This window comes from Aquamicrobium aerolatum DSM 21857 (assembly GCF_900113935.1).
Lineage (GTDB): Bacteria > Pseudomonadota > Alphaproteobacteria > Rhizobiales > Rhizobiaceae > Aerobium > Aerobium aerolatum.
The window spans coordinates 93,717-118,183 of the sequence record NZ_FORF01000013.1 but is presented as its reverse complement, the minus strand read 5'-3'; the positions used below and the strand labels follow the sequence as shown (position 1 = coordinate 118,183).

Annotated in this window: 21 protein-coding genes; 9 read left to right on the top strand and 12 right to left on the bottom strand. The window is 58.9% G+C overall.

Annotated elements, in window-relative coordinates:
* Positions 1–241: 241 nt before the first annotated feature.
* Together BMZ42_RS12330 and purH are read left to right on the top strand one after the other, a co-directional pair.
* A complete protein-coding gene (locus BMZ42_RS12330; protein ID WP_091522789.1) occupies positions 242–1,939 on the top strand; it encodes a heparinase II/III family protein in 1,698 nt (565 codons plus the stop codon).
* A gap of 87 nt (positions 1,940–2,026) precedes the next feature.
* Entirely contained in the window at positions 2,027–3,643 is a 1,617-nt protein-coding gene (purH, locus tag BMZ42_RS12325; RefSeq protein ID WP_091522788.1) for a bifunctional phosphoribosylaminoimidazolecarboxamide formyltransferase/IMP cyclohydrolase, read from the top strand.
* A 63-nt stretch (positions 3,644–3,706) separates the two neighbouring features.
* Here the strand turns inward: purH and BMZ42_RS12320 are convergent, their stop codons facing one another.
* Together BMZ42_RS12320 and BMZ42_RS12315 are read right to left on the bottom strand one after the other, a co-directional pair.
* On the bottom strand, positions 3,707–5,098 hold the full coding sequence (locus BMZ42_RS12320; protein WP_091522785.1) for an MFS transporter: 1,392 nt from the start codon (positions 5,096–5,098) through the stop codon (positions 3,707–3,709).
* Between the two features lie 139 nt (positions 5,099–5,237).
* Complete coding sequence (locus BMZ42_RS12315; RefSeq protein WP_091522783.1) at positions 5,238–10,004, bottom strand: NAD-glutamate dehydrogenase; 4,767 nt, start codon at positions 10,002–10,004, stop codon at positions 5,238–5,240.
* A 170-nt stretch (positions 10,005–10,174) separates the two neighbouring features.
* Here BMZ42_RS12315 and BMZ42_RS12310 point away from each other — a divergent pair, with 170 nt between their 5' ends.
* Positions 10,175–10,741, top strand: coding sequence for a peroxidase-related enzyme (locus BMZ42_RS12310; protein ID WP_091522780.1), 567 nt, complete (start codon positions 10,175–10,177; stop codon positions 10,739–10,741).
* Positions 10,742–10,801: 60 nt separating this feature from the next.
* Here the strand turns inward: BMZ42_RS12310 and BMZ42_RS12305 are convergent, their stop codons facing one another.
* The 3 genes from BMZ42_RS12305 to BMZ42_RS12295 all read right to left on the bottom strand — a co-directional run bounded on the left by BMZ42_RS12305 (position 10,802) and on the right by BMZ42_RS12295 (position 14,114).
* The gene (locus BMZ42_RS12305; RefSeq protein WP_091522777.1) at positions 10,802–11,197 is read right to left on the bottom strand and encodes a VOC family protein; all 396 of its coding nucleotides are present in this window, start codon (positions 11,195–11,197) and stop codon (positions 10,802–10,804) included.
* Between the two features lie 90 nt (positions 11,198–11,287).
* The gene (gene typA / locus BMZ42_RS12300; RefSeq protein ID WP_091522776.1) at positions 11,288–13,111 is read right to left on the bottom strand and encodes a translational GTPase TypA; all 1,824 of its coding nucleotides are present in this window, start codon (positions 13,109–13,111) and stop codon (positions 11,288–11,290) included.
* Between the two features lie 106 nt (positions 13,112–13,217).
* Positions 13,218–14,114: a LysR family transcriptional regulator gene (locus BMZ42_RS12295; RefSeq protein WP_091522829.1), complete on the bottom strand. Its 897-nt coding sequence runs from the start codon at positions 14,112–14,114 to the stop codon at positions 13,218–13,220.
* Positions 14,115–14,207: 93 nt separating this feature from the next.
* On the opposite strand from BMZ42_RS12295, the gene BMZ42_RS12290 reads away from it, so the two are divergent.
* Positions 14,208–14,702, top strand: a complete 495-nt coding sequence (locus BMZ42_RS12290; protein WP_091522773.1) for an SRPBCC domain-containing protein — start codon at positions 14,208–14,210, stop codon at positions 14,700–14,702.
* Between the two features lie 394 nt (positions 14,703–15,096).
* Positions 15,097–15,348, top strand: coding sequence for a hypothetical protein (locus BMZ42_RS12285; RefSeq protein WP_091522771.1), 252 nt, complete (start codon positions 15,097–15,099; stop codon positions 15,346–15,348).
* Between the two features lie 154 nt (positions 15,349–15,502).
* Here BMZ42_RS12285 and BMZ42_RS12280 read toward each other — a convergent pair whose 3' ends face one another.
* Complete coding sequence (locus BMZ42_RS12280; RefSeq protein WP_091522769.1) at positions 15,503–17,557, bottom strand: M3 family metallopeptidase; 2,055 nt, start codon at positions 17,555–17,557, stop codon at positions 15,503–15,505.
* 131 nt (positions 17,558–17,688) lie between these two features.
* On the opposite strand from BMZ42_RS12280, the gene BMZ42_RS12275 reads away from it, so the two are divergent.
* The gene (locus BMZ42_RS12275; protein WP_091522766.1) at positions 17,689–18,162 is read left to right on the top strand and encodes a MarR family winged helix-turn-helix transcriptional regulator; all 474 of its coding nucleotides are present in this window, start codon (positions 17,689–17,691) and stop codon (positions 18,160–18,162) included.
* Positions 18,159–19,424 (top strand): multidrug effflux MFS transporter, encoded by a 1,266-nt coding sequence (locus BMZ42_RS12270; RefSeq protein ID WP_091522763.1) that lies wholly within the window; start codon positions 18,159–18,161, stop codon positions 19,422–19,424. The genes BMZ42_RS12275 and BMZ42_RS12270 overlap by 4 nt, the downstream gene beginning before the upstream one ends.
* A 23-nt stretch (positions 19,425–19,447) precedes the next feature.
* Here BMZ42_RS12270 and BMZ42_RS12265 read toward each other — a convergent pair whose 3' ends face one another.
* The 3 genes from BMZ42_RS12265 to BMZ42_RS12255 all read right to left on the bottom strand — a co-directional run bounded on the left by BMZ42_RS12265 (position 19,448) and on the right by BMZ42_RS12255 (position 21,482).
* On the bottom strand, positions 19,448–20,092 hold the full coding sequence (locus tag BMZ42_RS12265; protein WP_091522761.1) for a carbonic anhydrase: 645 nt from the start codon (positions 20,090–20,092) through the stop codon (positions 19,448–19,450).
* A gap of 111 nt (positions 20,093–20,203) precedes the next feature.
* Positions 20,204–21,091, bottom strand: a complete 888-nt coding sequence (gene pdxY / locus BMZ42_RS12260) for a pyridoxal kinase PdxY (protein WP_091522758.1) — start codon at positions 21,089–21,091, stop codon at positions 20,204–20,206.
* Positions 21,092–21,095: 4 nt separating this feature from the next.
* Positions 21,096–21,482, bottom strand: a complete 387-nt coding sequence (locus BMZ42_RS12255; RefSeq protein ID WP_139207916.1) for a hypothetical protein — start codon at positions 21,480–21,482, stop codon at positions 21,096–21,098.
* 15 nt (positions 21,483–21,497) lie between these two features.
* Here BMZ42_RS12255 and BMZ42_RS12250 point away from each other — a divergent pair, with 15 nt between their 5' ends.
* Together BMZ42_RS12250 and ppa are read left to right on the top strand one after the other, a co-directional pair.
* Positions 21,498–22,004: a GNAT family N-acetyltransferase gene (locus tag BMZ42_RS12250; protein WP_091522753.1), complete on the top strand. Its 507-nt coding sequence runs from the start codon at positions 21,498–21,500 to the stop codon at positions 22,002–22,004.
* 92 nt (positions 22,005–22,096) lie between these two features.
* A complete protein-coding gene (gene ppa / locus BMZ42_RS12245; RefSeq protein WP_091522751.1) occupies positions 22,097–22,624 on the top strand; it encodes an inorganic diphosphatase in 528 nt (175 codons plus the stop codon).
* A gap of 49 nt (positions 22,625–22,673) precedes the next feature.
* Here the strand turns inward: ppa and BMZ42_RS12240 are convergent, their stop codons facing one another.
* From BMZ42_RS12240 to BMZ42_RS12230, 3 genes are all read right to left on the bottom strand, one after another.
* Positions 22,674–23,024, bottom strand: a complete 351-nt coding sequence (locus BMZ42_RS12240) for a DUF167 family protein (protein ID WP_091522748.1) — start codon at positions 23,022–23,024, stop codon at positions 22,674–22,676.
* On the bottom strand, positions 23,024–23,317 hold the full coding sequence (locus tag BMZ42_RS12235; RefSeq protein WP_091522745.1) for a YggT family protein: 294 nt from the start codon (positions 23,315–23,317) through the stop codon (positions 23,024–23,026). Before BMZ42_RS12235 ends, BMZ42_RS12240 begins: the two co-directional genes overlap by 1 nt.
* Before the next feature lie 93 nt (positions 23,318–23,410).
* Positions 23,411–24,364, bottom strand: coding sequence for a nucleoside hydrolase (locus BMZ42_RS12230; RefSeq protein WP_091522744.1), 954 nt, complete (start codon positions 24,362–24,364; stop codon positions 23,411–23,413).
* Positions 24,365–24,467: the final 103 nt, after the last annotated feature.

Genomic DNA, 24,467 nt, shown 5'->3' with positions numbered 1-24,467 from the left:
AGCCGATTTGTCCTTCGCAAGGATTCAGGAATGGCCTAGAGCAGTCCGACCCGGTCGAATCACTTGAGCTGACCAAAAACAGACATGCGTTTCTCGTGTACGGGCAAGCCCGGAATGACCCAGCTTCACGATCGACGGCCAACCCTGGAGCGAGCCGAAAACGCGTTCTCGCTTTTCGCAATCATGCGCTAAGTTCTTGCACTATTGCCGCTGCCGCGGTGGCGATTCGGAGGTCATTGGAGTGAGTATCGCGAGGGGCGACTCCGCGCAGATATGGGCACTTGTCGCCGCCACATTCTGGCGCCGTGCCCGGCAGCGCCTGCGTGTCGGCCCGCTTTATCGCTGGCGCTTTACCGGTCGAACACCCGAACGCGTTCTTATCGCGCCACCGGATCTGCGACTGGCAGACCCGCAGATCGCTCACGAAATCTATCATGGTCGCTTTCCCTTTGCTGGCTTCATGGTGGACACTAACGGCGACTCACCGTTCCTGACGGGCACCACGAACCCGGCATGGATTTCTGCGCTGCACGGGTTTCGATGGCTTCGGCATATGCGTGCGGCCGGCACGGAGCTGGCATCGGCCAATGCCAGAGCGCTCGTCGGTGACTGGATCAATCTGCACGGCCGCAAGATCGGTGGCGTTGCGTGGGAGCCCGCTGTCACCGCACGCCGCGTCATAGCCTGGCTGCAACATTCCGGTGTCGTGTTGCAGGGAGCGGAGTTCCCTTTCTACCGCGCATTCCTGAAATCGCTGTCGATCCAGATTCGGTATCTGCGTGCCATGACACCGGAATTGCCCGATGGTGAAGACAGATTGCGGGCCAAGATCGCCCTTGCTTTCGCAGCATTGTCGCTCCCGGCTTCCCCAAGCGCTTTGCGCGCCGCGTCAAAGCACTTGTCACTCGAGCTGGAGCAGCAGATCCTCGCCGATGGCGGCCACATTTCGCGCAACCCCGAAGCTGTACTCGAACTTCTGGCAGACCTTCTGCCGCTGCGTCACACCTATTCCAACCAGGCCGAAACGCCACCGGCCGCGCTGATCGGTGCGGTCGAAAGAATGCTTCCGGCGCTGCGCTTTTTCCGTCACCAGGACGGCACGTTGGCTCGCTTCAACGGCATGGGCGCGACCAGCCATGACCGCATTGCTGCGATCCTGCATCACGACGATACGGTGGGCGCGCCGTTGCTGCATGCGCCGCACTCCGGGTACGAGCGGCTTTCAATGGGCCCGACGACAATTATTGCCGATACGGGACGCGCGCCTTCCGCAGAGGTGTCGCATGGTTCGCAGGCGGGATGCCTGTCGTTCGAAATGTCATCCGGGCGCAGCCACTTCATCGTCAATTGTGGCGTCGACACCTATGGCGCCGATGACTTCCGCCCCCTTTCCCGGTCAACTGCTGCTCATTCGACACTGACGCTCAACGACACCTCGTCGGCGCGTTTTACGTTGCCTCGCCGCTTTGCCCGGCTGCTTGGAGCCCCATTGATCAACGGACCCCGGGATGTCCCGTGCCAGCGCATGGACTCTGAGGGCATCCAGTCGTTCGTGGCGCAGCACGACGGTTACGTCCCACGTTTCGGCCTTTACCACGAGCGAGAGCTCATGCTGAGCGCTGGCGGGGCAATGCTGGAAGGCATCGACCGCATTTTTCGCAAGGGTGGGGAGGTTGCGCCTGCAAACGGGCGCGACCAGGTCGTCGTGCGTTTCCATCTTCATCCCGACATCGCGCTATTTGAAAACAGCCGGCACGACATCATCCTCCAATCACCTGCAGGAGAAAGCTGGGAGTTCTCATGCGAGGAGATGCACGCCTCGGTGGAGGAGTCGCTTTTCTTCGCGGGCCTCGGCGGCCCCCGCCGGTCGCAGCAACTCGTGCTGTCCTACAGAGGATCCGAACATCCCGAGATCCACTGGCGATTACTGCGTCTGTGATCAACTTCACGCCATGCAGCGTTTCCATTCCGGCAGAGCTGTGTTAGGCCCCGGCCTTTCTTCCCAGCCGCAGATGGAGCCCGCGCCATGGCCGTCGCCTCGAAAAACGTTCCCGCCCCGAATTTTGTGAAAGCGCGTCGTGCGCTCCTGTCGGTTTCCGACAAGACCGGCCTCCTCGACCTGGCGAGGGCACTTGTGGAAGCTGGTGTTGAGCTGGTGTCGACCGGCGGCACCGCCAAGACCATCGCGCAGGCCGGTATCCCGGTCAAAGACGTGTCCGACATTACCGGCTTTCCGGAGATCATGGACGGTCGGGTCAAGACGCTTCATCCCTCGATCCACGGCGGCCTGCTGGCCATTCGCGACGACGCAGAGCATGTCGCAGCCATGGAGGCGCACAATATCGGCGCAATCGATATTGCAATCATCAACCTCTATCCGTTCGAGGAAGTGCGCGCCGCAGGTGGCGACTATGCCGCAATCGTCGAAAACATCGACATTGGTGGCCCCGCCATGGTTCGGGCCTCGGCGAAGAACCATGCCTATGTCACGACCGTCACCGATCCGGCCGACTATCCGCGCCTGATCGAAACGCTGTCGGCAAATGACGGTGCAACGCCATACCGTTTCCGCCAGGAACTCGCGGCGAAGGCGTACGCCAGGACAGCCGCCTACGACGCCGCTATTTCCGGCTGGTTTGCCGATGCACTTGAACTGCAGGATCCAACCTGGCGCGCATTCGGAGGCAAGCTCGAAACAGTGATGCGCTATGGTGAAAACCCGCATCAGAAAGCAGGCTTCTACGTCAATGGCGACAAGCGCCCCGGCGTCGCCACCGCACGGCAGTTGCAAGGCAAGCAGCTTTCCTACAACAACGTCAACGACACGGACGCCGCCTTTGAACTCGTTGCCGAGTTTGATCCGGCACGCACTGCGGCAGTTGCGATCATCAAGCACGCCAACCCCTGTGGGGTCGCTGAAGGCGCAACGTTGAAAGAAGCCTATCTTTCAGCACTCGCCTGCGATCCGGTTTCGGCCTTCGGTGGTATCATCGCGCTCAACGGCCTGCTTGATGCGGAAGCTGCCGAAGAGATCGTCAAGACGTTCACCGAAGTGATCATCGCGCCGGACGCCTCGCCGGAGGCCGCCGCAATTGTAGCTGCGAAGAAGAACCTTCGGCTCTTGGTGACCGGCGGACTGCCGGACCCACGCGCCACCGGAATGATGGTGAAATCTGTGGCGGGCGGAATGCTTGTGCAGTCACGCGACAATTCCATCGTTGACGATCTCGACCTGCGTGTGGTCACCAAGCGTGCGCCATCAGACAAGGAGATGGCTGACCTTGCATTTGCTTTCCGGGTTGCAAAGCACGTCAAGTCGAACGCCATCGTCTATGCACGTGACCTTGCCACGGTGGGCATTGGTGCCGGGCAGATGAGCCGCGTGGATTCCTCGCGCATTGCCGCGCGCAAGGCACTGGATGCAATGGAGGCCGCCGGCCTCGGCGAACCCCTGACCATGGGCTCCGTGGTGGCGTCCGACGCCTTCTTCCCCTTCGCCGACGGTCTTCTCGCAGCGGTCGAAGCAGGTGCAACTGCGGTGATCCAGCCGGGCGGCTCGATGCGTGATGATGAAGTCATCGCGGCAGCCGACGAACATGGCATTGCGATGGTGTTCACCGGAACGCGGCACTTCAGACACTGAGCGTGTCACAAATGTCCCTGACAGGGCCAGTCGTTCGGCTGGCCCTGTCTTTTCGTGCTGCTATCAAACCGTCTGCTCATCAGCCGGCATGTCTGCCGGATAGGGCGTTTTCAAGAGAACGAGCAGCCCCCCGAGCAGAAACAGGATGATGACCGCGATGCCGAGACGTGGCGACCCGCTGACTGCGGTCACGGTCGCGACAAGGAAGGGCGCAAGGAAGCTGGTCGCTCTGCCCGAGAATGCGTAGAGCCCGAAATAACGACCAGCCTCATCGACCGACACACTCCGCGCCAGATACGACCGTGACGATGCCTGTACCGGCCCGAACGCCAGCCCGATCAGAAGCCCGTAAAGAATGTAGGCCTTCTCGGCGGCGGTCCCGAAAAGTCCGCCACTGTCGTCCAATGGCAACGATACAATTCCAAACAGGGTGAAGCCGGGTCCGGTCGAGACGATGCCGACGGTCGCGATGCACAACATGACCAGCGAGACCAGAACCACCCTCTTGGAGCCAAATGCGGTGTCAAAACGACTGGCCAGCAAACATCCTGGCACCGCGACGACATTCAGGATGATGCCAAAGATGCCGATCTCGGTGATCGACCAGGCGAACAACGCTGCCGCGAATGCGCCGCCGAGGGCAAGCAGTGCGTTGACGCCATCCTGATAGATCATCCGCGCCACTAGAAAGCGAACGATCCCGGCACGTCGGCGCGCCTCTGTGATCGTATGGCGGATGTCGCCCAACCCCGCCTTGATCGCATCGCGCAGCGGGAGCGCCTTGCGGGCATCGGGAGTGAATATCAGCATAGGCAGGATGAAGATCAGATACCACAGGGCCGACAAAGGACCGGTTGCACGCGCATCCTCGCCTTTGGCCGGATCGAGCCCGAAAAGCGGATCGACCCCGATCAGTGTCTTGCCAGTTTCGGGCGACGCGGCGAGCATCGTGACCACGAAGATCAGCACGATCATCCCGCCAAGATAGCCCAGCCCCCAGGCGATATTGGAGTAGCGGCCGATGTCGGCCTTCGACATCAGGCGCGGCATCATCGAATCGTTGAACACGATGGAAAACTCAGCCGCGACCGAGGCCAGGCAGAAGAACGCCAGCACCAGGACAAGTGAGCTGCCCGGCTCCGCGAGCCAGAGCAGACAAAGCGATACGATCTTCACTGCGGCAAAAGCTACCAGCCACGGCTTGCGTGATCCGGCGCGGTCGGCGATCGCACCAAGTATCGGCGACAGCACCGCGATCACCACCCCGGCAGCTGCGATTCCATACCCCCATGCCGCCTGCCCGGTAGCGGGGTCGCTTGCCATCCGCGACACAAAGTAGGGGCCAAAGATGAATGTCGTGACGACCGTAAAGAACGGCTGCGCCGCCCAATCGAACAGCATCCATCCCCAGATGCCGCGTCGTGATACCGACGGCCGCTGTGTCTCTTCCTGCATTGCCCGTCCCCCGGCCAGTCCCGCTCCAATAGCGGCTCGACCAAAGCGTAGCCGAACTCATCTGGCTCAGGAAGCACCGAATGCATGTCAGGCGGATGACGCAGAAGCCGCCTGACACCGGAAGACAAACAAAATCTTGTCAGCTCAGATCATTCATCAGTCCTGACGCAACGGTGAGGCGTGACACACTGATATCGCCTCCCTCCGTCAAGGCCTGCAACTGCTGGCGCACGCGAGCGACACGATCACCGCCTGCGCTCACCCACGACTGGACAGGATCCGCGTCGCCACCATGTCTGGCAAGCGCTGCCACCGCAACTCCCCGTCGCGCCGCGTCGAGCATCGCATTTGCTCGGGCCAAGGCCAGCCCATCGTAGTAATCGGATGGAGTGATAGCGCGCGCCGCATCGAAAATGCGTCCCATCCTGAACGTCTCGCTCACAGCAAAGAATGCGCCTGCGGCCTCGACCGGGTCTGTATTTGCGACTTCCGCAACCCGAGCGATATCGGGGACGAGCTCGGCGACCGACAGGAAAGCAAGCTCTCTTGCAAGCTCTTCCGGGGTGCCCGCCTCGAGCAGCTCAAGAGCTTGTTCAGCAAGTTGTTGCTGGGTCTGGTCCGGCAACATGGATCGCAGTTTTGGCTCCAACGCTGCGCGCGCGCTGCGCAAGGCTTCAATGCGATGGTCTAATGAGTTGCCTGCGCTGTCATTTTTCAAAAACCACAAGGTCACGGAAACAATCAGCGAATCGATGATGCCATAAAGCTCGAGTTGCAGATCGCCTGAAACAACACCGTCGAGCGCGTCGATCTTGCGATAGAGATCCGGCAGATCATAGCCTTCACGTACCACGACGAACGCAGCGACCACGTCGCCAGCGGTCCGGCCGGTCAAGTCCTGCATTCTATTGATGAATGTCGGGCCGCCACGATTGATGACGTCATTTGCCAGCATGGTTGCGATAATTTCGCGCCGCAGGCGATGCTGACGAATGTCGTCTGCGTAGGAGCTCGTCATCTCGCTTGGGAAATATGCCATCAAATCCGCTTCCAGATGCGGATCGTCCGGCAATTGGCTGGCGATCAGGTCATCGAACAGCACCAGCTTGGCATAGGCCATCAGGACCGCGATTTCCGGTCGTGTGAGAGCTTCGTCGCGAGCCTCCCGCTCCTTCATTTCCGCGCTGGATGGCAGAACTTCCACCACACGGTCGAGCAGGCCCCTGCTCTCCAGCGCCTGCATCAAGCGCTCCTGTTGAGCCATCGCCTTCGCACCGCGCCGATGCGTCATCGAAATAGCGAGTGTCTGCAGATAGTTGTTTTGCAGAACGAGTTTTGCAACTTCCTCGGTCATATCGGCCAGCAGGTGATCCCGCGATAGCCGCGTGAGCGCTCCTCTGCGCATCGCTCCGGCCAATGCGATCTTGATGTTGACCTCGATGTCGGACGAATTCACGCCAGCCGAATTGTCGATTGCATCGGAGTTGCCATGACCTCCCGAAAGGCCATAGTCGATGCGTCCACGCTGGGTCATGCCCAGATTTGCACCTTCGCCGACCACCTTTGCCCGGATCTGTCGACCCGTAATGCGGATCGCGTCATTAGCCCGATCGCCAACGTCGGCATTGGCTTCGCCTACACCGCGCACATAGGTGCCGATACCGCCGAACCACAACAGGTCGACGGGGGCCTTGAGGATGGCGCTCATGATTTGCGCAGGTGACACGGTCAGCTCTGAAAGTCCGATCGCCGCAGCTGCCTGCGCCGAAAGCGTGATGGATTTGGCCGCACGCGATACGACCATGCCGCCTTCGGAAAGAAGCTCCTTGTCGAAATCCTGCCAGGTGAGCTGCGGATTGTCGAACAGGCGCTTGCGCTCGGCAAATGTCGTCACCTCATTGGGGGTCGGGTCGATGAAGATGTCCCGGTGATCAAAAGCAGCGACAAGGCGGATGCAGGGCGACAGCAGCATGCCATTGCCAAACACGTCTCCCGACATGTCACCGACGCCGACCACGGTAAACGGCTCGCGCATGATGTCGCGGTTCATCTCACGGAAGTGGCGCTTTACCGCCTCCCACGCGCCGCGCGCCGTGATTGCCATCTTCTTGTGGTCATAGCCCGCCGAACCGCCCGATGCGAAAGCATCGTCCAGCCAGAAATCGTGGCGCTGGCTGATCGCGTTGGCCGTGTCGGAGAAGGTTGCCGTGCCTTTGTCGGCAGCGACGACGAAATATGGATCATCGCCATCATGCCGCTTCACATCGGCCGGGTGCAGGACCCTGTCACCGTCAAGATTATCGGTGATCGAGAGCATGGACGATATGAAATTGATATAGGCCGCGCGACCAGCCTCGAAAATCTCAGCACGCCCCCCACCTGGCGGCAAGCGTCGTGGAAAGAAGCCCCCCTTCGCCCCGACCGGTACGATCACGGCATTCTTGACCTGCTGCGCTTTCACGAGGCCGAGCACTTCGGTGCGGTAGTCTTGCGCCCGGTCCGACCAGCGCAGTCCGCCGCGCGCCACCGCGCCAAAGCGTAGATGAACGCCTTCAACCTGCGGGCCATAGACGAAAATCTCGCGCCAAGGACGCGGCTCGGGAAGCCAGCTGATTGCGTGCGACTCAAACTTGAGCGCGAGCGAACGCGGCTCTTCAGCGGACACGGCATAGTAGTTGGTTCGCAATGTCGCTTCGATCAGGTTTTCGAAGCGCCGCAATATGGTGTCCTCATCGAGATTGGGCACACCATCCAGCGCATCCTTGATCGAAGCCTTGATATGACGTGCCGTGACCGCATCGTCCTCCGTCATCGCGGGATCAAAACGCGCTGCGAACAGGTCGAACAGCGCACGCGCGATCATGGCGTGCTTGTTCAGAACCCCGGCAATGAAATCCTGACTCTGCGGGATACCAGCCTGCTGCAGATAGCGACCATAGGCCCGCAAGAGCTGAATTTCCTGCGGGCGCAGAAACGCACTTTGGACCAGAGCAGCATACCCGTCGTTGTCCGTTTCGCCTCTCCATATCGACAGGAAAACGTCCCGTACCAGCGCGCCGCCGTCAGACAGGTCGATTGGTTTTCCAAGGCCGCTTTCCAGTTCCATGTCATGGATGAACACGGAGCCGTTCTCGTCCAGACCTGGAATCTCGAAGGTGCGCTCGCTGATCACCTTGAAACCCATATTTTCCAGAAGCGGCACCCGCCGGGAAAGAGCCACCGGCTCGCCATAATGGTAGATCTTCAGTGAAGCGGAGGTGCCGTCCTGGCCCGCATCGAAATAGAAGTCCACAGCAATCGGATTTGTGGAGCCGATGGTGACAATATTCCCGGCATCGGCAAGCCCGGTCTGCGGCGTAAACGAGTTCTGATAGCTCTTGGGCAAACGACTGGCGATCGCGACCAGAGCCCCGCTCGCCTGCGCATCCGCCGCCGCCTCGCGCAACTCATCTTCCCATGTGCGCACAAGCGCGCGCAAATTGGTCTCGATCTCGCTGACATCGACTTTGGGCGTCGGACCACCGGAGCGGCCAATGATGAAATGCACCCGTGCAAGTGAGCCTTCGGGATATGCCGGGTAGTAAGCCGACAAACGACCGTCGAATATCTGCTTCAGATAGACACCGATTTTCTCGCGCACGACTGAATCGTAATTGTCCTTTGGCACGAACACGATCACCGACACGAAACGGTCGAACTGGTCGACGCGTACAAGGGCACGCACCCGTGGGCGCTCACCAAGAGCGAGAATCGCTTCAGCGTGCTTGCGCAAGGTCGGTACGCTGATCTGGAACAACTCATCCCGGGGATAAGATTCCAGCACATTGATCAGCGCCTTGCCGGAGTGGTCATGCGGATCAAAACCGGAGGTCGCGAACACCGCCTCCACCTTCGATCGAAGATACGGAATCTCCATCACCGACTCGGTGTAGGCTGTCATAGTGAACAGCCCGACGATCCGCAGTTCGCCTGTCAGCTGTCCTGCATCATCAAAAGTCTTGACGCCGATATAGTCCAGATAGATCCGACGGTGCACCACCGACTTGGCGTTTGCCTTGGTGACGAGCAAGAGGTCCGGCCCATGCAGAAACGCTCTCAACTCTGGGCTCGTCGCCACTCCTGGCTCGTTGTCCCGCCGTAAAACACGCACGTTGGCATCTGCGAGAATTCCAATACCTGGCTTGTCCGCTCGCTCCAGTCCGCCAGTTTCCTCGCCACCGACATATCTGAATTCACGCATGCCAAGAAATGTGAAATTGTCGTCGCGAAGCCAGTCGAGGAACGCAACTGCCTCGGTGATGGTCTTTTCGTCGAACGGCACGGGTTTGGTGCGCAGATCCTGAATTGCCCCGTCAAGCCGTGCGAGCATCGGCTTCCAGTCGGATACCGCCGCTCGAACCTGGGCCACCACGCTCTGAAGCCGAGCCTTCAATGCCTCCACCGCCTGTTCACCCAGGCGGCCAACATGAACATGGATGAGGCTGATCTTGTCCGCGTTGGCTTCGCCCTCACCAGGCACGCTTTCACCGATCAGTTCGACCACGCCGTTTTCATCGTGTCGGACAAGCAAAACCGGATGCAAAACAAGAGATGCTTCTCCAACCGCATCGCTGATCTCTCCGGTGATGGAATCGAAGAGAAAAGGCATGTTGTCATTGACGATCGTGATCGCCGTAACGGCCTTTCCCGCGCGCTGCAAAAGAGGATCATGATCGATCGAAACAAGTGCAGTGCCGCGACGATGCTGCTTCAGCGCCCGCAGGGCCAAAGCCGCCGAACGCTGCATAACATCGGGGGCGTAATGGACAAGATCTTCGGCCGGAGCCCGCTTCGTAAAAAAGGACGCAACTTTTTTCACATCAGCCGCATCCTGCGACGATGTCGAAATACCAATACCCGTGGCCATGTGCCGTCCTTCCAAAGTCCAGTCAGATTCTCCCAGTCTAACAGACCCTTGCACTTTTTCGAGACAGTCAATTGAGGTGCACGTCCTGCCTGACCCATTCATCCTGGAAGCAGCAATCTGGACGCAAGGATTGCTTGCGTTATGCTCACAACGACGATTGGAGATGAGCAATGACACAACAACCGACAGCATTGGTGCTTGAGCAGGAAGGTGAGCTTTCCGACGCCACAAGGGCCTATTTCGACAAGTGCCAGGAAAAACTGGGAATGGTGCCCAACGTTCTGAAGGCCTACGCCTTCAACGAGAAAAAGCTGCGCGCGTTCACGGAGATGTATAACGACCTGATGCTCGGCGATTCCGGATTGAGCAAACTGGAGCGCGAGATGATCGCGGTCGCCGTCTCGTCAGTGAACCATTGTTACTACTGCCTCACTGCACACGGAGCCGCGGTCAGGCAATTGTCAGGTAGCCCAGAGCTTGGCGAACAAATGGTCATGAATTATCGCGCCGCCGATCTCACGCCGAAGCAGAAAGCGATGCTGGACTTTGCCGTGCTTTTGACGGAGCGCCCCGACGTGATCGAGGAAAGCGATCGCGAGACGTTGAGGGAAGTCGGCTTCAGCGACCGCGACATCTGGGATATCGCCTCGACCGCAGCTTTCTTCAATATGTCGAACCGTGTCGCAGCAGCCGTCGATATGCGACCGAACCCGGAATATCACGCACAAGCGCGCTGATCGCCGACGTTCCATGGTCCAGGCCCGGCGCTGCTGCCGGGCCTTCCGCCCATGCTCGATCTAGACGTAGCGCCCCGCACGCTGCAGGACCTCGATCTCGTATCCATCCGGGTCCTGCACGAAGAAAAAGCGCGCAATGACCTCGCCCGCGGGAGCGAAGTCGACCAGCTTGCGTGGATTCAACCCCGCCTCGACAAAGCGTGCATGCTCCGCACTGACGTCCTCTACCGTCACCGCCAGATGGCCATATCCCTGGCCGAGTTCGTAAGGCTCCTGGCGGTCCTTGTTGATCGTCAGCTCAAGCTCGAACCCCGTTTCCGCATTGGACAGGTAGACAAGCGTGAAGGTGGGAAAGTCGAGTCGTTCCGCAACCTCAAGCCCAAATGCGCTGTTGTAGAAAGCGACCGAGCGCTCCTCATTCAACACGCGGATCATCGAGTGAACCATCTTGGCCATGTGCTATCTCCGTTGACGAATATGAACCAATAGCAAAACGGCGGCCCGATGGCCGCCGCTTCACGAAACAATTTCCTGTGCCGCAGGGGATCAGGCGACGCCAGCCTTCTGCTTCTCATAGCGCTTGCGATCATTCGGATCGAGGTGAAGCTTGCGCAGGCGGATCGACTTGGGAGTGACTTCCACCAGTTCGTCGTCCTGAATCCACGACAAGGCGCGCTCAAGCGTCATGCGGATGGGAGGCGTCAGCTTCACCGCCTCATCCTTGCCGGAAGCACGGATGTTGGTGAGCTTCTTGCCTTTCAGAACGTTTACTTCGAGGTCGTTGTCACGCGAGTGAATGCCGATCAGCATCCCCTGGTAAACCTTGACGCCCGGATCGATAATCATCGGTCCGCGGTCCTCAAGATTGAATAATGCGTAGGCAACGGCTTCACCCTGGTCGTTCGAAATCAAAACGCCGTTGGTGCGGCCTGGCAGCTCACCCTTGTAAGGCTCATAAGCATGAAACAGCCGGTTCATCACCGCTGTACCACGCGTGTCGGTGAGCAGCTCCGACTGGTAGCCAATGAGACCACGGGTCGGCGCGTGGAAGACCAGACGCTGACGATTGCCGCCCGAAGGACGCAATTCGATCATCTCGGCCTTGCGCTCGCTCATCTTCTGAACGACGACACCTGCATGCTCCTCGTCGACGTCGATGACGACTTCTTCAACGGGCTCGAGGGTCTGGCCATTCTCGTCTTTTTGCATGACGACGCGCGGACGCGAAACGGCAAGCTCAAAGCCTTCGCGGCGCATCGTCTCGATCAGCACCGAGAGCTGCAACTCGCCGCGACCCGATACGTAGAACGAGTCCTTGTCCGGCGATTCCTCGATCTGCAGCGCGACGCTGCCTTCTGCTTCTTTCAGAAGACGATCGCGGATGACGCGGCTCGTGACCTTGTCGCCTTCCGTACCCGCCAGCGGCGAGTCGTTGACGATGAACGACATCGTCACGGTTGGCGGATCGATTGGCTGCGCCTGCATCGGCGTGTTGATCGACGGGTCACAGAACGTGTCGGCGACAGTGCCTTTGGAAAGGCCTGCAATCGCGACGATATCACCTGCCTGCGCTTCCTCGATCGGCTGCCGCTCGATACCGCGAAATGCGAGAATCTTGGAAATGCGGCCGTTTTCCAGCACTGTACCGTCGTGATGAAGGACTTTTACAGCCTGGTTCGGCTTCACCGATCCGGATTCGATACGGCCCGTGATAATGCGCCCCAGAAACGGGTTCGCTTCAAGGATCGTTCCGATCATGCGGAACGGCCCCTCGTGAACGGTCGGCTCCGGAACATGACGCAAAACGACCTCGAACAACGGCGCAAGGCCTTCGTCCTTCGGACCCTCTGGCGAGGCAGCCATCCACCCGTCACGACCCGAACCGTAAAGGATCGGGAAATCCAGCTGCTCGTCGGTAGCATCAAGAGCCGCAAACAGGTCGAAGACCTCGTTGATGACTTCGACATGGCGCGCATCCGGGCGGTCGATCTTGTTGATCGCCACGATCGGCTTGAGGCCGACCTTAAGCGCCTTGCCGACGACGAATTTTGTCTGCGGCATCGGCCCTTCGGCCGCGTCCACCAGGACGATGACGCCATCGACCATATTCAGGATGCGCTCGACCTCTCCACCGAAGTCGGCGTGGCCTGGCGTATCGACAATGTTGATGCGCGTGTCTTTCCACTCCACCGAGGTGGCCTTGGCAAGAATGGTGATGCCGCGTTCTTTTTCGATGTCGCCGGAATCCATCACGCGTTCTGCAACACGCTGGTTGTCACGGACGGTACCGGAATGTTTCAGGAGCGCGTCGACTAGCGTGGTCTTTCCATGGTCGACATGCGCGATGATCGCGATGTTTCGAAGCTTCATATATCCTCGGAGGCATTGGTGCGCGCGACTGGGCACGCGAGCGTGTTCGATGCGCGCTCATACCGCTTTTTTCGCATTTGCGAAAGTGCAGTCGCCCGAAAAACGATTAACGCCCGTTCACGTAGGCCGAAAGAGCGCCGACAAGATGATCGAATACAAGACGAACGCGCCGCGTATCCTGCAGATCTTCATGCATCGCGACCCACATCTCATAGCCGAACTCAATTGTCTCCGGTAGAACTCGCACCAGATCGGGATCTTGTGCCGCAAGCACAAGATGACAACCGCCGATGCCCAGTCCCGCCTTCAGCGCCATCATCTGCGCTGCGTCACTGTCACAGCGCAGGGCAAACATGTCACGGGCTAGGTTTCGACCACCAACCTTGATGCCGGCAAGCAGCGCTTCATCCTTGTCGATACCGATGGTGGAATGCTCGAACAGTTCGTCAGCGTTCTGAGGCACACCGTAAAGCTGCGTGTAGCTGCGGTGGGCGAAAAGGCCGACCCGAACGGTGCCGACATGTCGCGCGACAATCGCCTCCTGCTCCGGACGCACCATACGCACGGCGATATCCGCCTCGCCGCGCAAAAGATTGTCGTTACGGTTGGAAAGAGCGAGTTCGAACTCTATCGCAGGGTGACGATGGCGGAGCGACACCAGTTCAGCTGGCAGCACGAATGTCCCAACCATTTCACTTGCAGCGATGCGCACGGTGCCACGTGCCTGACCTTGCTCCCCCGATGCAGTGCGCACCAGTTTGGCAGCAGCGAGCGCCATCGTTTCGGCATGTGGCACAAGTGTTTCTGCCAAAGCCGTCGGAAGCAGGCCATCGCGGGATCGCGTAAACAGCTTGACCCCGATGGCAGTTTCCAGCGCGTCGATGTGGCGGCCGGCTGTCGGCTGGGTCATTCCGAGCATGCGCGCGGCTCCCGACAAGCTACCCTCGCGGACCACAGCCAGAAACGTCCGCCACAGCTCCCACTGATCCGCCAGATTCTTCATGCAAAAATGCATAGCACGGCAACATAAATAGTCAATTTTCGTATATCATGACAAGATGTAGGTGACGGGGACCATCAACGGAGTTCTCGACAGATGCTGATTTCCATCATCGCCCTGATAGCTGCGATCCTCGCAGGCCTTTTCATCTTCGCGCCGAAAGCGGAACTGGAAACCTCGATCCAGATCGACGCGCCGCCCGCATTGGTTTGGGACATACTCAGCGACGTCGACGGCCACGCCGACTGGAATCCATTTCTCGTGTCGATGAGCGGTCAATTGCAAGAAGGAGAACGATTGACCAACGTCATGCGCCCGTCCAAAGGGAAAGAGATGACATTTCGTCCGGTTGTGGTTTCGGTCCAGCCAGAACGGGAACTGCGCTGGCTGGGACGTTTGTTTCTTCCACGCCTATTCGATGGTGAGCACACATTTCTGCTCGCCCCCCAAAATGGCGGCACACATTTCATCCAGAAGGAATCGTTTCGCGGGATCGGTCTGTGGTTCATCAACATTGAGCAGTTCCGGCAGGACTTCGAAGCCTTGAACCGCGCTCTGAAGCAAAGAGCGGAAGCTGCTCGCGCCACATGACTGTCTACAAACAGTGAACAGTCTGTTCCCAGTTTTAATCACAATGCCCTCTATATTAGTGTCGACGGCATCTGCATTATGCCGCCTTCTTTCAAGCATTGTATTCAGGATGTACTCTACTGAGATTTGCTTGACGGGTTGGGCTTCAGCGCTCTTTGGCTATAGTCAAAGGAGCTGCAGCCCTCTGCCTTTGGGCAGGCTGATGGATGTGAATCGCGCGCGCGTTGGTGCTGGGGGGCGACGTCGCCGCGCGGAACGGCTCCGGATCTGCTGATGCTCCGGGGCCGCTCTCATCCTTGATGAATTGTTAACATCTGCTCGCTAATTTTAGTACTCGGAGCGCCGGTGCTAAAATTCAGGGCATCGTTTCGGCGATCCCGAATGAGGCTTGACGATGCAGTTGCCCGCGTGGACTCTCAAATTTCTGGCCGCCAGCGTCGTGCCTGCGCTGATCGGTGTCAGCGTGGCGATATCTGCCCCTTCGGGCTCGACAATCAGTAGCGAAGTCCTTTCAGACGCCCACTTCACCATTGGTGCAGACGGCGTCGATTTCACCATGATTACCGGACCACGCAGCTCCGGCATCGCGAATTCCGTGCCAGCTTGTGCTGACCCTGCACGGCGCGGGATCCTGCGCCCCTGCTAAAGAAGTCGCGATCTTTCGGCTTCGCTCACTCGCTTTATGCTCCGGTATTCGCGCACACTCTTATGGCGACGTAACTTTGTGGCCGACAAACCTCGGTATCGGCCCCCAATTACCTAGCTTGAGGGCCGCTATCGGCAATTTACGTCAGTTTGGCTCAGGAAAGCCCGCGCTTTTCCATCATCGCCACCGGCGATGGCATCTTTCCCCTGAAGGCCAAATATAGTTCTTGCGGATCGCGCGTCCCGCCAGCAGCATAAATGTACTCGCGCAATTTTTTCGCTGTCGCGGCATCGAACACGTCACCGGTTTCCTCAAAGGCTGAGAACGCGTCCGCATCCAGCACCTCCGACCACATATAGGAATAGTAGCCGGCAGAGTATCCATCGCCAGAGAACACATGGAGAAAGTGCGGCGTGCGGTGGCGCATGACGATTTCGGCTGGCATCGACAAATCTGCCAGCGTGCTAGCCTCGAACTCCAGCGGATGTTCGGGTGCCTCTTCTTTCGCATGGTACGCCATATCGATAAGCGCGGATGCCGTGAACTCGACGGTCGCGAAGCCCGCATTGAACGTGCGAGCGGCCAGCATCTTGTCGAGAAGTGCAGCAGGCATCGGCTCGCCCGTGCGATAGTGCCGCGCATGCTTTTGCAGAATTTCAGGCACGGTCAACCAGTGCTCGTAAAGCTGCGAGGGCAATTCGACAAAATCGCGAGAGACTGCCGTACCCGACACAGAAGGCCATCTTGCTTCGGTCAACATGCCGTGGAGCGCATGGCCGAACTCATGGAACAAGGTGCGCGCATCATCAATGGAGAGAAGCGCGGGCCGCCCCTCGGACGGCTTGGCGAAATTCATGACGTTGTAGATGATCGGCGCCGCGCCCTTGCCCAGCTTGTAGCCGCTCTGCAACGCGCTCATCCACGCTCCAGACCGCTTTGATGGTCGATTGAAATAGTCGGCAAGAAAAGTTGCGCGGTGCGATCCGTCAGCGTTCCGAACCTCAAAGACCCGCACGTCCTCATGCCACCCAGACACGCCTTCCAGCTCCTCGAACCGCAAGTCGAACAACCGCTCTGCGACATCGAAGCAAGCTGCGATCATGTTGTCCAACTGCAGGTACGGCTTGAGCTCAGCCTCATCAAAGGTGTATTTTTCAGCCCGCAGCTTTTCCTGCCAATAACGCCAGTCCGCAGCTGCAATGGGGCCGTTGCTACCCGAGTGCTGCGCCAGGCGCTGCAATTGAGCCTTGTCAGCTTCAGCCTTGGCCAAAGCGCTTTTCCACACAGGCAGCAACAGATCCATAACGGCGGAAGGCGTCTTGGCCATCGTGTCGTCGAGTTTGAAAGCAGCAAAACTGTCATATCCGAGCAGACGCGCCTTTTCCGCGCGCAATTCCAGCGTCTCGCGTACGATCGACGTGTTGTCGGTCTCTCCACCCATTTCCCCCCGTTTGACAAAGGCGTCAAAAACCTTCGCCCGCAGGTCGGCTCTGGCAGAAAAAGTCAGGAAAGGCTCGACGATCGAGCGAGAAAGTGTGACCGCATATCGCCCCTTCTGGTGACGAGACGTGGCCGCTTCAGCCATCGCATCGCGGAGAAATTCCGGCAACCCGGCAAGATCTTCTCCCTCATCGAGAAACAAAGCCCACCCTGCCTCATCGGCCAGCACGTTCTGGCCGAACTCAGCGCCAAGCGTAGCCAACCTCTCTCCAATGCCGGAAAGGCGTTTCTTTTCGGCCGCTCCCAGCCGCGCACCGGCTTTAACGAAACGCTTCCAGGTTTTCTCGAGAACCCTGCCCGTTTCCACATCCAGCCCCAGCGCTTCGCGTTGGCCATAAAGCGTATCGATGCGTGAAAACAAAGCATCGTTCATGTAAACAGCGGAGAAGTGGCGCGACATTCTGGGAGCGATCTCTCGCTCAAGCGCCTGCAATTGCGGATTGGTATGCGCGCCCGCACGGCACCAGAAAATCGCAGAAACGCGACCAAGCGCCTCGCCAGCCAATTCGAGTGCCTCAAGCAGATTAGCAATCGTCGGAGCGTCGACATTGTTGGCAATCGCCGCAATCTCGCGCTCATGGGCTGCCAGCGCCGCATTGAACACGGGGCCAAACTGGTCGTCCGAAATCGCGTTAAAATCCGGCAGACCGAGCGGTCCGCGCCAATCGGTCAATGGATCGCTGGCAAGATCAACAACAACTTCCGACATGCTTATCTCCTGAAATCCGCAATGGCGATCTTGCTGACTTATGCGCACACAACCGCGCCTGCAACCCACCGCGCCGCTTGACCGGTCATCCCATCAATAGTAAGCAACGCTTATTATAAGAGTGGATTACAATGCCCCCGGAAATTTATCACAACACGATCAGCTTTGTGATCACCGATGTCGCACGCCTGATGCGTGCGGAATTCGACAGGCGCACAAGCGGCGTTGGAATTGGCCTCACCCCCGGCGAGGCGCGCGTTCTTTTCAGCGTCTCGAAGGCCGGCCCCGTACGCCAGGCGGTTCTTGCCGAACGCATGGGGCTGGAGGCCATGACCTTGTCAACCTATCTTGACCGCCTCGAGGAGCGCGGACTCCTCAGCCGCACTGCCGACCCTTCGGACCGACGAGCCAAGCTTGTCAGCGTAAGACCGGAGGCGGAACCGATCATACAGGAAATCCTCAGGATCGGGGCACAATTACGCGCGGACATGTCCGCTACAATCGACCCTCAGAAGATGGAACAGCTACGTCAGAGCCTTATGCAGATGCGTAACTGCCTCATTGAAATGCGCCCGGAATGCCCCAAAGGAACGTCAAAAGCATGAATGCATATTCCAAGCCTCTCGCTCCGGCAATGAGTGAACGCCGGGTGAGCCTTCTCGGAGCCTTGATGGTCGCCGTCGGCCCAATTTCGCTCGCCTTGTTCACGCCCGCAATGCCGGAGATCGTCCATGTCTTCGGTACGACGCACTCGACCGTCAAGCTGACATTGTCGATGTATTTTGCCGGCTTTGCTCTGGCGCAGCTGATTTGCGGGCCACTTTCGGATGGCTTCGGCCGCCGGCCAATCATCATGGCATTCATGTCTATCTATCTGGCAGCCAGTGTCCTTGCACTTTTTGCGCCCTCCATTGAGTGGCTGATTGCGGCACGCTTTCTGCAAGGAATTGGCGGGGCAGCGGGTGTAGCGGTTTCGCGCGCCATCGTGCGGGATCTCTTCACCAACGAAAGCTCCGCCAGGATCATGAACCTGATCGGACTGATCCTTGGAATTGGCCCGGCTTTCGCCCCCTCACTCGGCGGCGTGACAATGCAGCTTTTCGGGTGGCAATCGATTTTCGTCTTGATGGTGATCTTTGGTGTTGCGGTGATTATTGTCATGCATCGCGGGCTTGCGGAAACCGTCAGTCGGGACCTTTCCCGCATTCGTCCAAAAGCACTCGGACGATCCTATCTGCAGTTACTGAGTAGTGGGTACTTTATGTCATCCGCGCTGGTACTCGGCGGCTCGATTGGCGCATTCTACACACTTGCGGTCGTGCTGCCATTCATCATGATGGAACGCGTCGGCCTTTCACCGACAGCATTCGGCTTCAGCATGCTTGGACAATCGGGGGCGTTTTTTGTCGGCTCTCTGGTTGTCCGGCGGGCGATGCGCCGCTACGGCGGCGTGGCCATCATGCCCTTCGGCCTTGTCGCCATTGCGATCGGCAGCATTGCTCTTGCCGTCGTGCTGCGGGTCACAGAGCCAACCGTACTGACAGTGATGGGCCCGGTAGCCATCTACGCTTTCGGTACGGCGTTCCTGATGCCCGGAATGTCGACAGCCTCACTTGCACCATTCCCTCACATTGCAGGGGCTGCTGCAGCGCTGGGCGGCTTCATGCAAATGGGCGGAGGACTTGTCGGAGGGTTGTTGTCAGGGCTGTTTTCCGACCCTGTGACCGCTTTGGCAACCGTCGTGCCAGGCCTGGGCTTCACTGCAATCGGATGCTGGGTCTGGTGGCGCTCCTTGCCCGAGCCTGCAATGGCGAACATGGTTCTGACACGCAGCCCTGACGGCAGTTCCGCGCCGCCCGCCCAATAGGCGGACGGCGTACCGAAAGAATATCAATCAACGTCGGGACGTTCGAAGTCACCAGTGTCGTGGTTCATCGCCCACAATTCGCCGGTCGAGATGTCGAACCACGCACCATGGAGGCTGAGGCCTCCATTCTGCTCACGCTCAGCGATATAGGGGAATGTACGCAGATTACCGATCGAAAACCGGATCGAAATGCGCTCCAGCGCCGTCTGGCGTTCACCGCTGGTCATCATGGTATTTCCCGAAACCGCGTCTGCCGCTGGTGATACCAGCCCCATCCACTGTCCGATGAAATCGCCCGGCGCCAGCGGCTCTGCCGCCGGGTTGAGCGCCGCGCCAATACCGCCGCAACGGCCATGCCCCAGCACGACGATGTGCTTCACCTTGAGGCTTTGGACGGCATATTCGAGCGCAGCCGAGGTAGCGTGATGGCGGCCATCAGGCTCATAAGGTGGCACGAGATTTGCCACATTACGCATCACGAACAATTCGCCGGGCCCACAATCAAAGATGGTTTCAGGGGCAGCGCGGGAATCGCAGCATGCGATCACCATCGTCTGCGGCTCCTGACCTTCCTTCGCCAGCGCGCGGTATCGATCGCTCTCGGACGCATAGCGACCACCCATAAAGGCGTGGTATCCATCCAGCAGTCTGTCGGGCAAATGTTTCATCGGGGCACCTTGGCTCTGTTTTCTTAACATCCCGATACAAGATGTGAGGCTGGAGAAAAAGACAAAATCGAACAATCCGTGCGTGTGATGCTCGCAGTCGTTCACAAACGCTCAGGCGCGCCGGCCCCCACCAGAGGTCATCAGTCGCCTTGTCTGGACCATCGCCATTGGGTGCACCAGCGCATGGGCATCGGTCTGAAGCATCAGCTGATCGGCTCCGCGCTTGACTGCTCGCGCGGCCATCTCAAACACCGATGCGGCAGTCATCTGCAACGCCTTTTCGGCTTTCAGCCCTTCCATCATATGTCCAAGAAAAAGCGCTGCAGCCAAGTCTCCTGTACCGCTGGGAACATCTGAAATTGCGCGGTGCTCGGCCAGCAGCACTTCCTTGTGCGACACCAGCAAATTGCCAATCGAACCCGCCATCAATCCATGCGATGACGTGACCAGGGTTTTCTCGACCCCCAGCTCAAGGGCCGCCTCTGCAAGCGCTTGATTGGAAGGCAATTCCTTGCCGCCGCAGAGCCACTGCAATTCAAAGCGGTTGGGCGTGGCGATATCCGCCAGCGGCAACAAACGATCGCGCATTGCTTTGGCCGTTGCATCCGGGACATAGAGGCCACCGACATCTCCGCAAACCGGATCGCACATGTAAATCGCATTCGGATTGCGGCGCTTCACTGCCTCCACCAGCCCGGCTACCGCGCTCGCCTGCGCAGCATCTCCGAGATAGCCCGACAGAACCGCTCCAATCTCCCCCAGCCATGGAGCTGTCTGCAAGTCATGCATGAGCGCGTCGAACTCGGCAGCTGGCGCGACGATCCGCGTTCCTCGTCCATGGCCGGGGTGCCAGGGCAGCACCACAGTCGGAACCGCCCAGACGGGAAAGCCCAACTGCTCCAGCGCAAAGACCGCTGCACGGTTACCTACCGATCCACGCACCACATGGCTGGAAATGACAATGACGGCGCGAGGTAGATCTTCAATGTCCCGAGCCATTGCCCTACCCCGCATCAATCATGAACTGGATCAGCCACCAGATGAGATAAATCAAGAGGATCACCCCAAGCCAACGACCGATCCGCGTTCCCCAGACTTCCGCCCAGTCATTCTGGTCGGCGTCGTGACCACCCAGATGGTTTGTTACCCGGCGCGCCATCGTCGCTTCGCTCTCGACATCAACGCGGCGAATGATTCGGCGTGATTCCGCCTCGTTCCCCTTGTCGCGATCCATCTTCGGCTTCTCCGATACCGCAATTTCAATCATCCGGCCGGCCAGCGAAATCATCATCATGCCTTGCCACGCCTGAACTCCAGCACAGCTACGCAACGTTTGAAGACGCAACCGTTTTCGTCCGTCTGTTTTGCTTGCGAGCCAGCGGAAGTTCATTATGATTAACAAATCATGAATACGTTGACGATCGACATCAGACGGGCAGAGCCACAGGATGCAACTTCCATCGCGGATGTGCATCATGAATCGTGGAAAGGTGCCTATGCTGGAATCATTCCGCACAAGGCGCTCAGCTCAATGCTCAGTCGCCGCGGCTCACGATGGTGGGCCGACGCGATTCGTCGTGCCGCCAGCGTTCTCGTCATCGAGATTGGCGGCGAGGTGGTCGGCTACGCGACCTTGGGTCGCAACCGTGCCCGCGAATTGCCGCAAGAGGGCGAGATCTACGAACTCTATGTCCGCCCCGAGTATCAGGGTATCGGTCTGGGCACCCGCCTGTTTGCCGCTGCGCGGGAGAAGCTTGCAGCCCATGGGCTTGCTGGGCTTGTTGTGTGGGCGCTTGAGGAAAACGACAACGCCGTCGACTTCTACGCGCGTGCCGGTGGCCGCGATATTGCGGAAGGCGTCGAAGTTTTTGACGCCAAGGCTTTGCGCAAGGTTGCGTTCGTCTGGGAATAGTCTGAGCGGGTGATCTGGCTGCTGCATTGCAATATTCGCGCTGGCGGTATATCCGCAGCGCAACAAACGCAGCAAGATCAGGACCTCAGTCTATGCGCATTGATGCCATCTCCATCGGCAAGAACCCCCCTGAAGACGTAAACGTCATTATCGAAGTGCCTGTCGGCGGCCAGCCGATCAAGTACGAGATGGACAAGGACGCCGGCGTTCTCGTCGTCGACCGCTTCCTTTACACACCGATGACCTATCCAGGAAATTACGGCTTCGTGCCGCACACGCTGTCAGATGACGGCGACCCGATCGACGTGCTGGTGTGCAACACCCGCCCGCTGATGCCAGGTTCGGTGATCAATGTTCGCCCGATCGGCGTCCTGATCATGGAAGACGATGGCGGCAAGGACGAGAAGATCATCGCGGTTCCGTCGCCCAAGCTGACGCGCCGCTACGAAAACATTCACAACCACACCGACCTGCCGGAAATCACCCTCAAGCAGATCGAGCATTTCTTTGAGCACTACAAGGATCTGGAGCCCGGCAAGTGGGTAAAGATCGGCGGCTGGCGCGATGCAAACGTTGCGCGTCAGATGATCGTGGAAGCGATCGAGCGCGCCAAGGCCTGACCCAACAGGTTTGCAATCTTGATAAAAGCCGCTCAACAGGGCGGCTTTTTTATTGCCGGCTTAATGCCTGCTCAGCAGCAGAAGAGAGTTCTTGTAGCGCCGCGATGAGCACGTCCGGATTGCCAGCAATCCGCAACGTCTTCAAACGTGCAGTGTCGCCCGATACGATCTCAACAGTGCTTGCCGGCACGCCTAATGCTTTCGCAACAAGCTTGACCAGGGCCTGATTGGCCTTGCCCTTTTCCGGCACGGCACGAACCCGCGCCTTCAGATGCGCGCGCCCATCATCAGCCACCTCAACACCTTCAACCGCATCTCGCGCCGACTTCGGCGTCAAGCGCACGAAAACGTCGACGCCACCATCATGCACGCGGTAGGGTTTGGGCGCACCCTCACCCATCAGGACAGAAGCAGCGGCGCAACCGTTGTGAGGACCAGTTGGCGCACGAAGAACAGCAGCAGAAGCAGGATGATCGGCGAGATGTCGATGCCACCCAGATCCGGCATGATCCTGCGGATAGGCCGCAATGCCGGCTCAGTCGCCCGAAACAGGAAATTGCCGATCGTGTTCACGAACTGATTGCGTGAGTTGATCACGTTGAAGGCATAGAGCCACGAGAAGATCGCCGAGGCGATGATGATCCACCAGTAGAGATCGAGCGCGAGCACGATGGTCTGGATAAGCGCGAGCATGCGTGGTCTCCCTAACAACACGCGAGATGTAAACAGTGTGAGCCAGGCGGGCAAGGGCCGTTCGCCTGTTCACTGTCACTCACTTTTTTACGACTACGCCTGGGGCGCCAAAGTGTGATCGATCAGCTCAAGCACCTTCTTGACCTCGATACCGACACAGGCCAGCTGACTGGGGTGATTATCCCAAGGACTCGGGGGAAAGAAGCGGTCGTCCGGCTTCTGGATTGTCTGACCAATAGCGATCCCGTCAGTCACGACCCGCATCGCTCCGCTACGCGTCTGGAACAGTTCCGGCGCCACAAGATAAACGCAGGCGCAACTGTCGTGGATCACCATCGCATTGTCGACGAACCGGGAATAGAAATCGATATAGAAGTCCGAGATCGCGGCCAGCAATTCGACGCGACGACCACCACGCGCCGCAAGCCCAGCCAGATGCGAACGGCTCATGGCGGTCTGCATCGTCACATCAAGACCGACGACAACGAGTTTCCACGGCGCAGTGAAAACAGCGTCAGCGGCCTCCGGATCCCCCCAGATATTTGCTTCCGCAACAGGCGTGACATTGCCCGGTACGGTAAAGGCGCCCCCCATGATGATGACCTGCTTGACCAGGCCGGCGATGCCCGGATCTTCCCGCAGCGCCAGCGCCAGATTTGTCATCCGCCCGACAGCGATGATCGTGATCTCGCCTGGATCTGCGCGCACCATGTCGATGATGAAACGATGTGCAGAGCGTCCATCCGGCTGCGAAAGCGTTGCCTCGGGCACCTCGACGTTGCCGAGTGCGTTGTCGCCGTGAACCATACGTGGCGGCTCACCCGCCGGCCTCTGCGGGTTCAATGTCACGCCGGCACCCTTGGCGACAGGCGCGGAAATATTCCACACGTCTTTCAGATAGAGCGCGTTGTGGGTCGTCGTGTCGATGGTGCCGTTTCCGAACACCGTGGTGATCCCGACGAGGTCCACCTGCGGGTGCTGGTGCAGGAACAGAAGCGCCATCGCATCATCAATGCCCGGATCTGTATCGAATATGACCTTGTGCAACGTGCTGCTCCTGATTTCGCCTCGTTATTGATCAGATACTTGCCGCAGCGGCGATCGGCAACACCACTTCCCTTCCCGCAGCAAGGTGACGGCGACCAAGAAC

Bases quoted from the DNA above. Each gene is read 5' to 3' on its own strand.
- pdxY (WP_091522758.1), bottom strand. From the start codon at position 21,091: ATGGCTCGGGACATTGAAGATCTACCTCGCGCCGTCATTGTCATTTCC.
- BMZ42_RS12320 (WP_091522785.1), bottom strand. From the start codon at position 5,098: ATGCAGGAAGAGACACAGCGGCCGTCGGTATCACGACGCGGCATCTGG.
- typA (WP_091522776.1), bottom strand. From the start codon at position 13,111: ATGAAGCTTCGAAACATCGCGATCATCGCGCATGTCGACCATGGAAAG.
- BMZ42_RS12240 (WP_091522748.1), bottom strand. From the start codon at position 23,024: ATGGGTGAGGGTGCGCCCAAACCCTACCGCGTGCATGATGGTGGCGTC.
- BMZ42_RS12255 (WP_139207916.1), bottom strand. From the start codon at position 21,482: ATGAACTTCCGCTGGCTCGCAAGCAAAACAGACGGACGAAAACGGTTG.
- BMZ42_RS12295 (WP_091522829.1), bottom strand. From the start codon at position 14,114: ATGAAGAATCTGGCGGATCAGTGGGAGCTGTGGCGGACGTTTCTGGCT.
- BMZ42_RS12285 (WP_091522771.1), top strand. From the start codon at position 15,097: ATGCAGTTGCCCGCGTGGACTCTCAAATTTCTGGCCGCCAGCGTCGTG.
- BMZ42_RS12315 (WP_091522783.1), bottom strand. From the start codon at position 10,004: ATGGCCACGGGTATTGGTATTTCGACATCGTCGCAGGATGCGGCTGAT.
- BMZ42_RS12305 (WP_091522777.1), bottom strand. From the start codon at position 11,197: ATGGCCAAGATGGTTCACTCGATGATCCGCGTGTTGAATGAGGAGCGC.
- purH (WP_091522788.1), top strand. From the start codon at position 2,027: ATGGCCGTCGCCTCGAAAAACGTTCCCGCCCCGAATTTTGTGAAAGCG.
- BMZ42_RS12280 (WP_091522769.1), bottom strand. From the start codon at position 17,557: ATGTCGGAAGTTGTTGTTGATCTTGCCAGCGATCCATTGACCGATTGG.
- BMZ42_RS12270 (WP_091522763.1), top strand. From the start codon at position 18,159: ATGAATGCATATTCCAAGCCTCTCGCTCCGGCAATGAGTGAACGCCGG.
- ppa (WP_091522751.1), top strand. From the start codon at position 22,097: ATGCGCATTGATGCCATCTCCATCGGCAAGAACCCCCCTGAAGACGTA.
- BMZ42_RS12265 (WP_091522761.1), bottom strand. From the start codon at position 20,092: ATGAAACATTTGCCCGACAGACTGCTGGATGGATACCACGCCTTTATG.
- BMZ42_RS12250 (WP_091522753.1), top strand. From the start codon at position 21,498: ATGAATACGTTGACGATCGACATCAGACGGGCAGAGCCACAGGATGCA.
- BMZ42_RS12235 (WP_091522745.1), bottom strand. From the start codon at position 23,317: ATGCTCGCGCTTATCCAGACCATCGTGCTCGCGCTCGATCTCTACTGG.
- BMZ42_RS12310 (WP_091522780.1), top strand. From the start codon at position 10,175: ATGACACAACAACCGACAGCATTGGTGCTTGAGCAGGAAGGTGAGCTT.
- BMZ42_RS12290 (WP_091522773.1), top strand. From the start codon at position 14,208: ATGCTGATTTCCATCATCGCCCTGATAGCTGCGATCCTCGCAGGCCTT.
- BMZ42_RS12275 (WP_091522766.1), top strand. From the start codon at position 17,689: ATGCCCCCGGAAATTTATCACAACACGATCAGCTTTGTGATCACCGAT.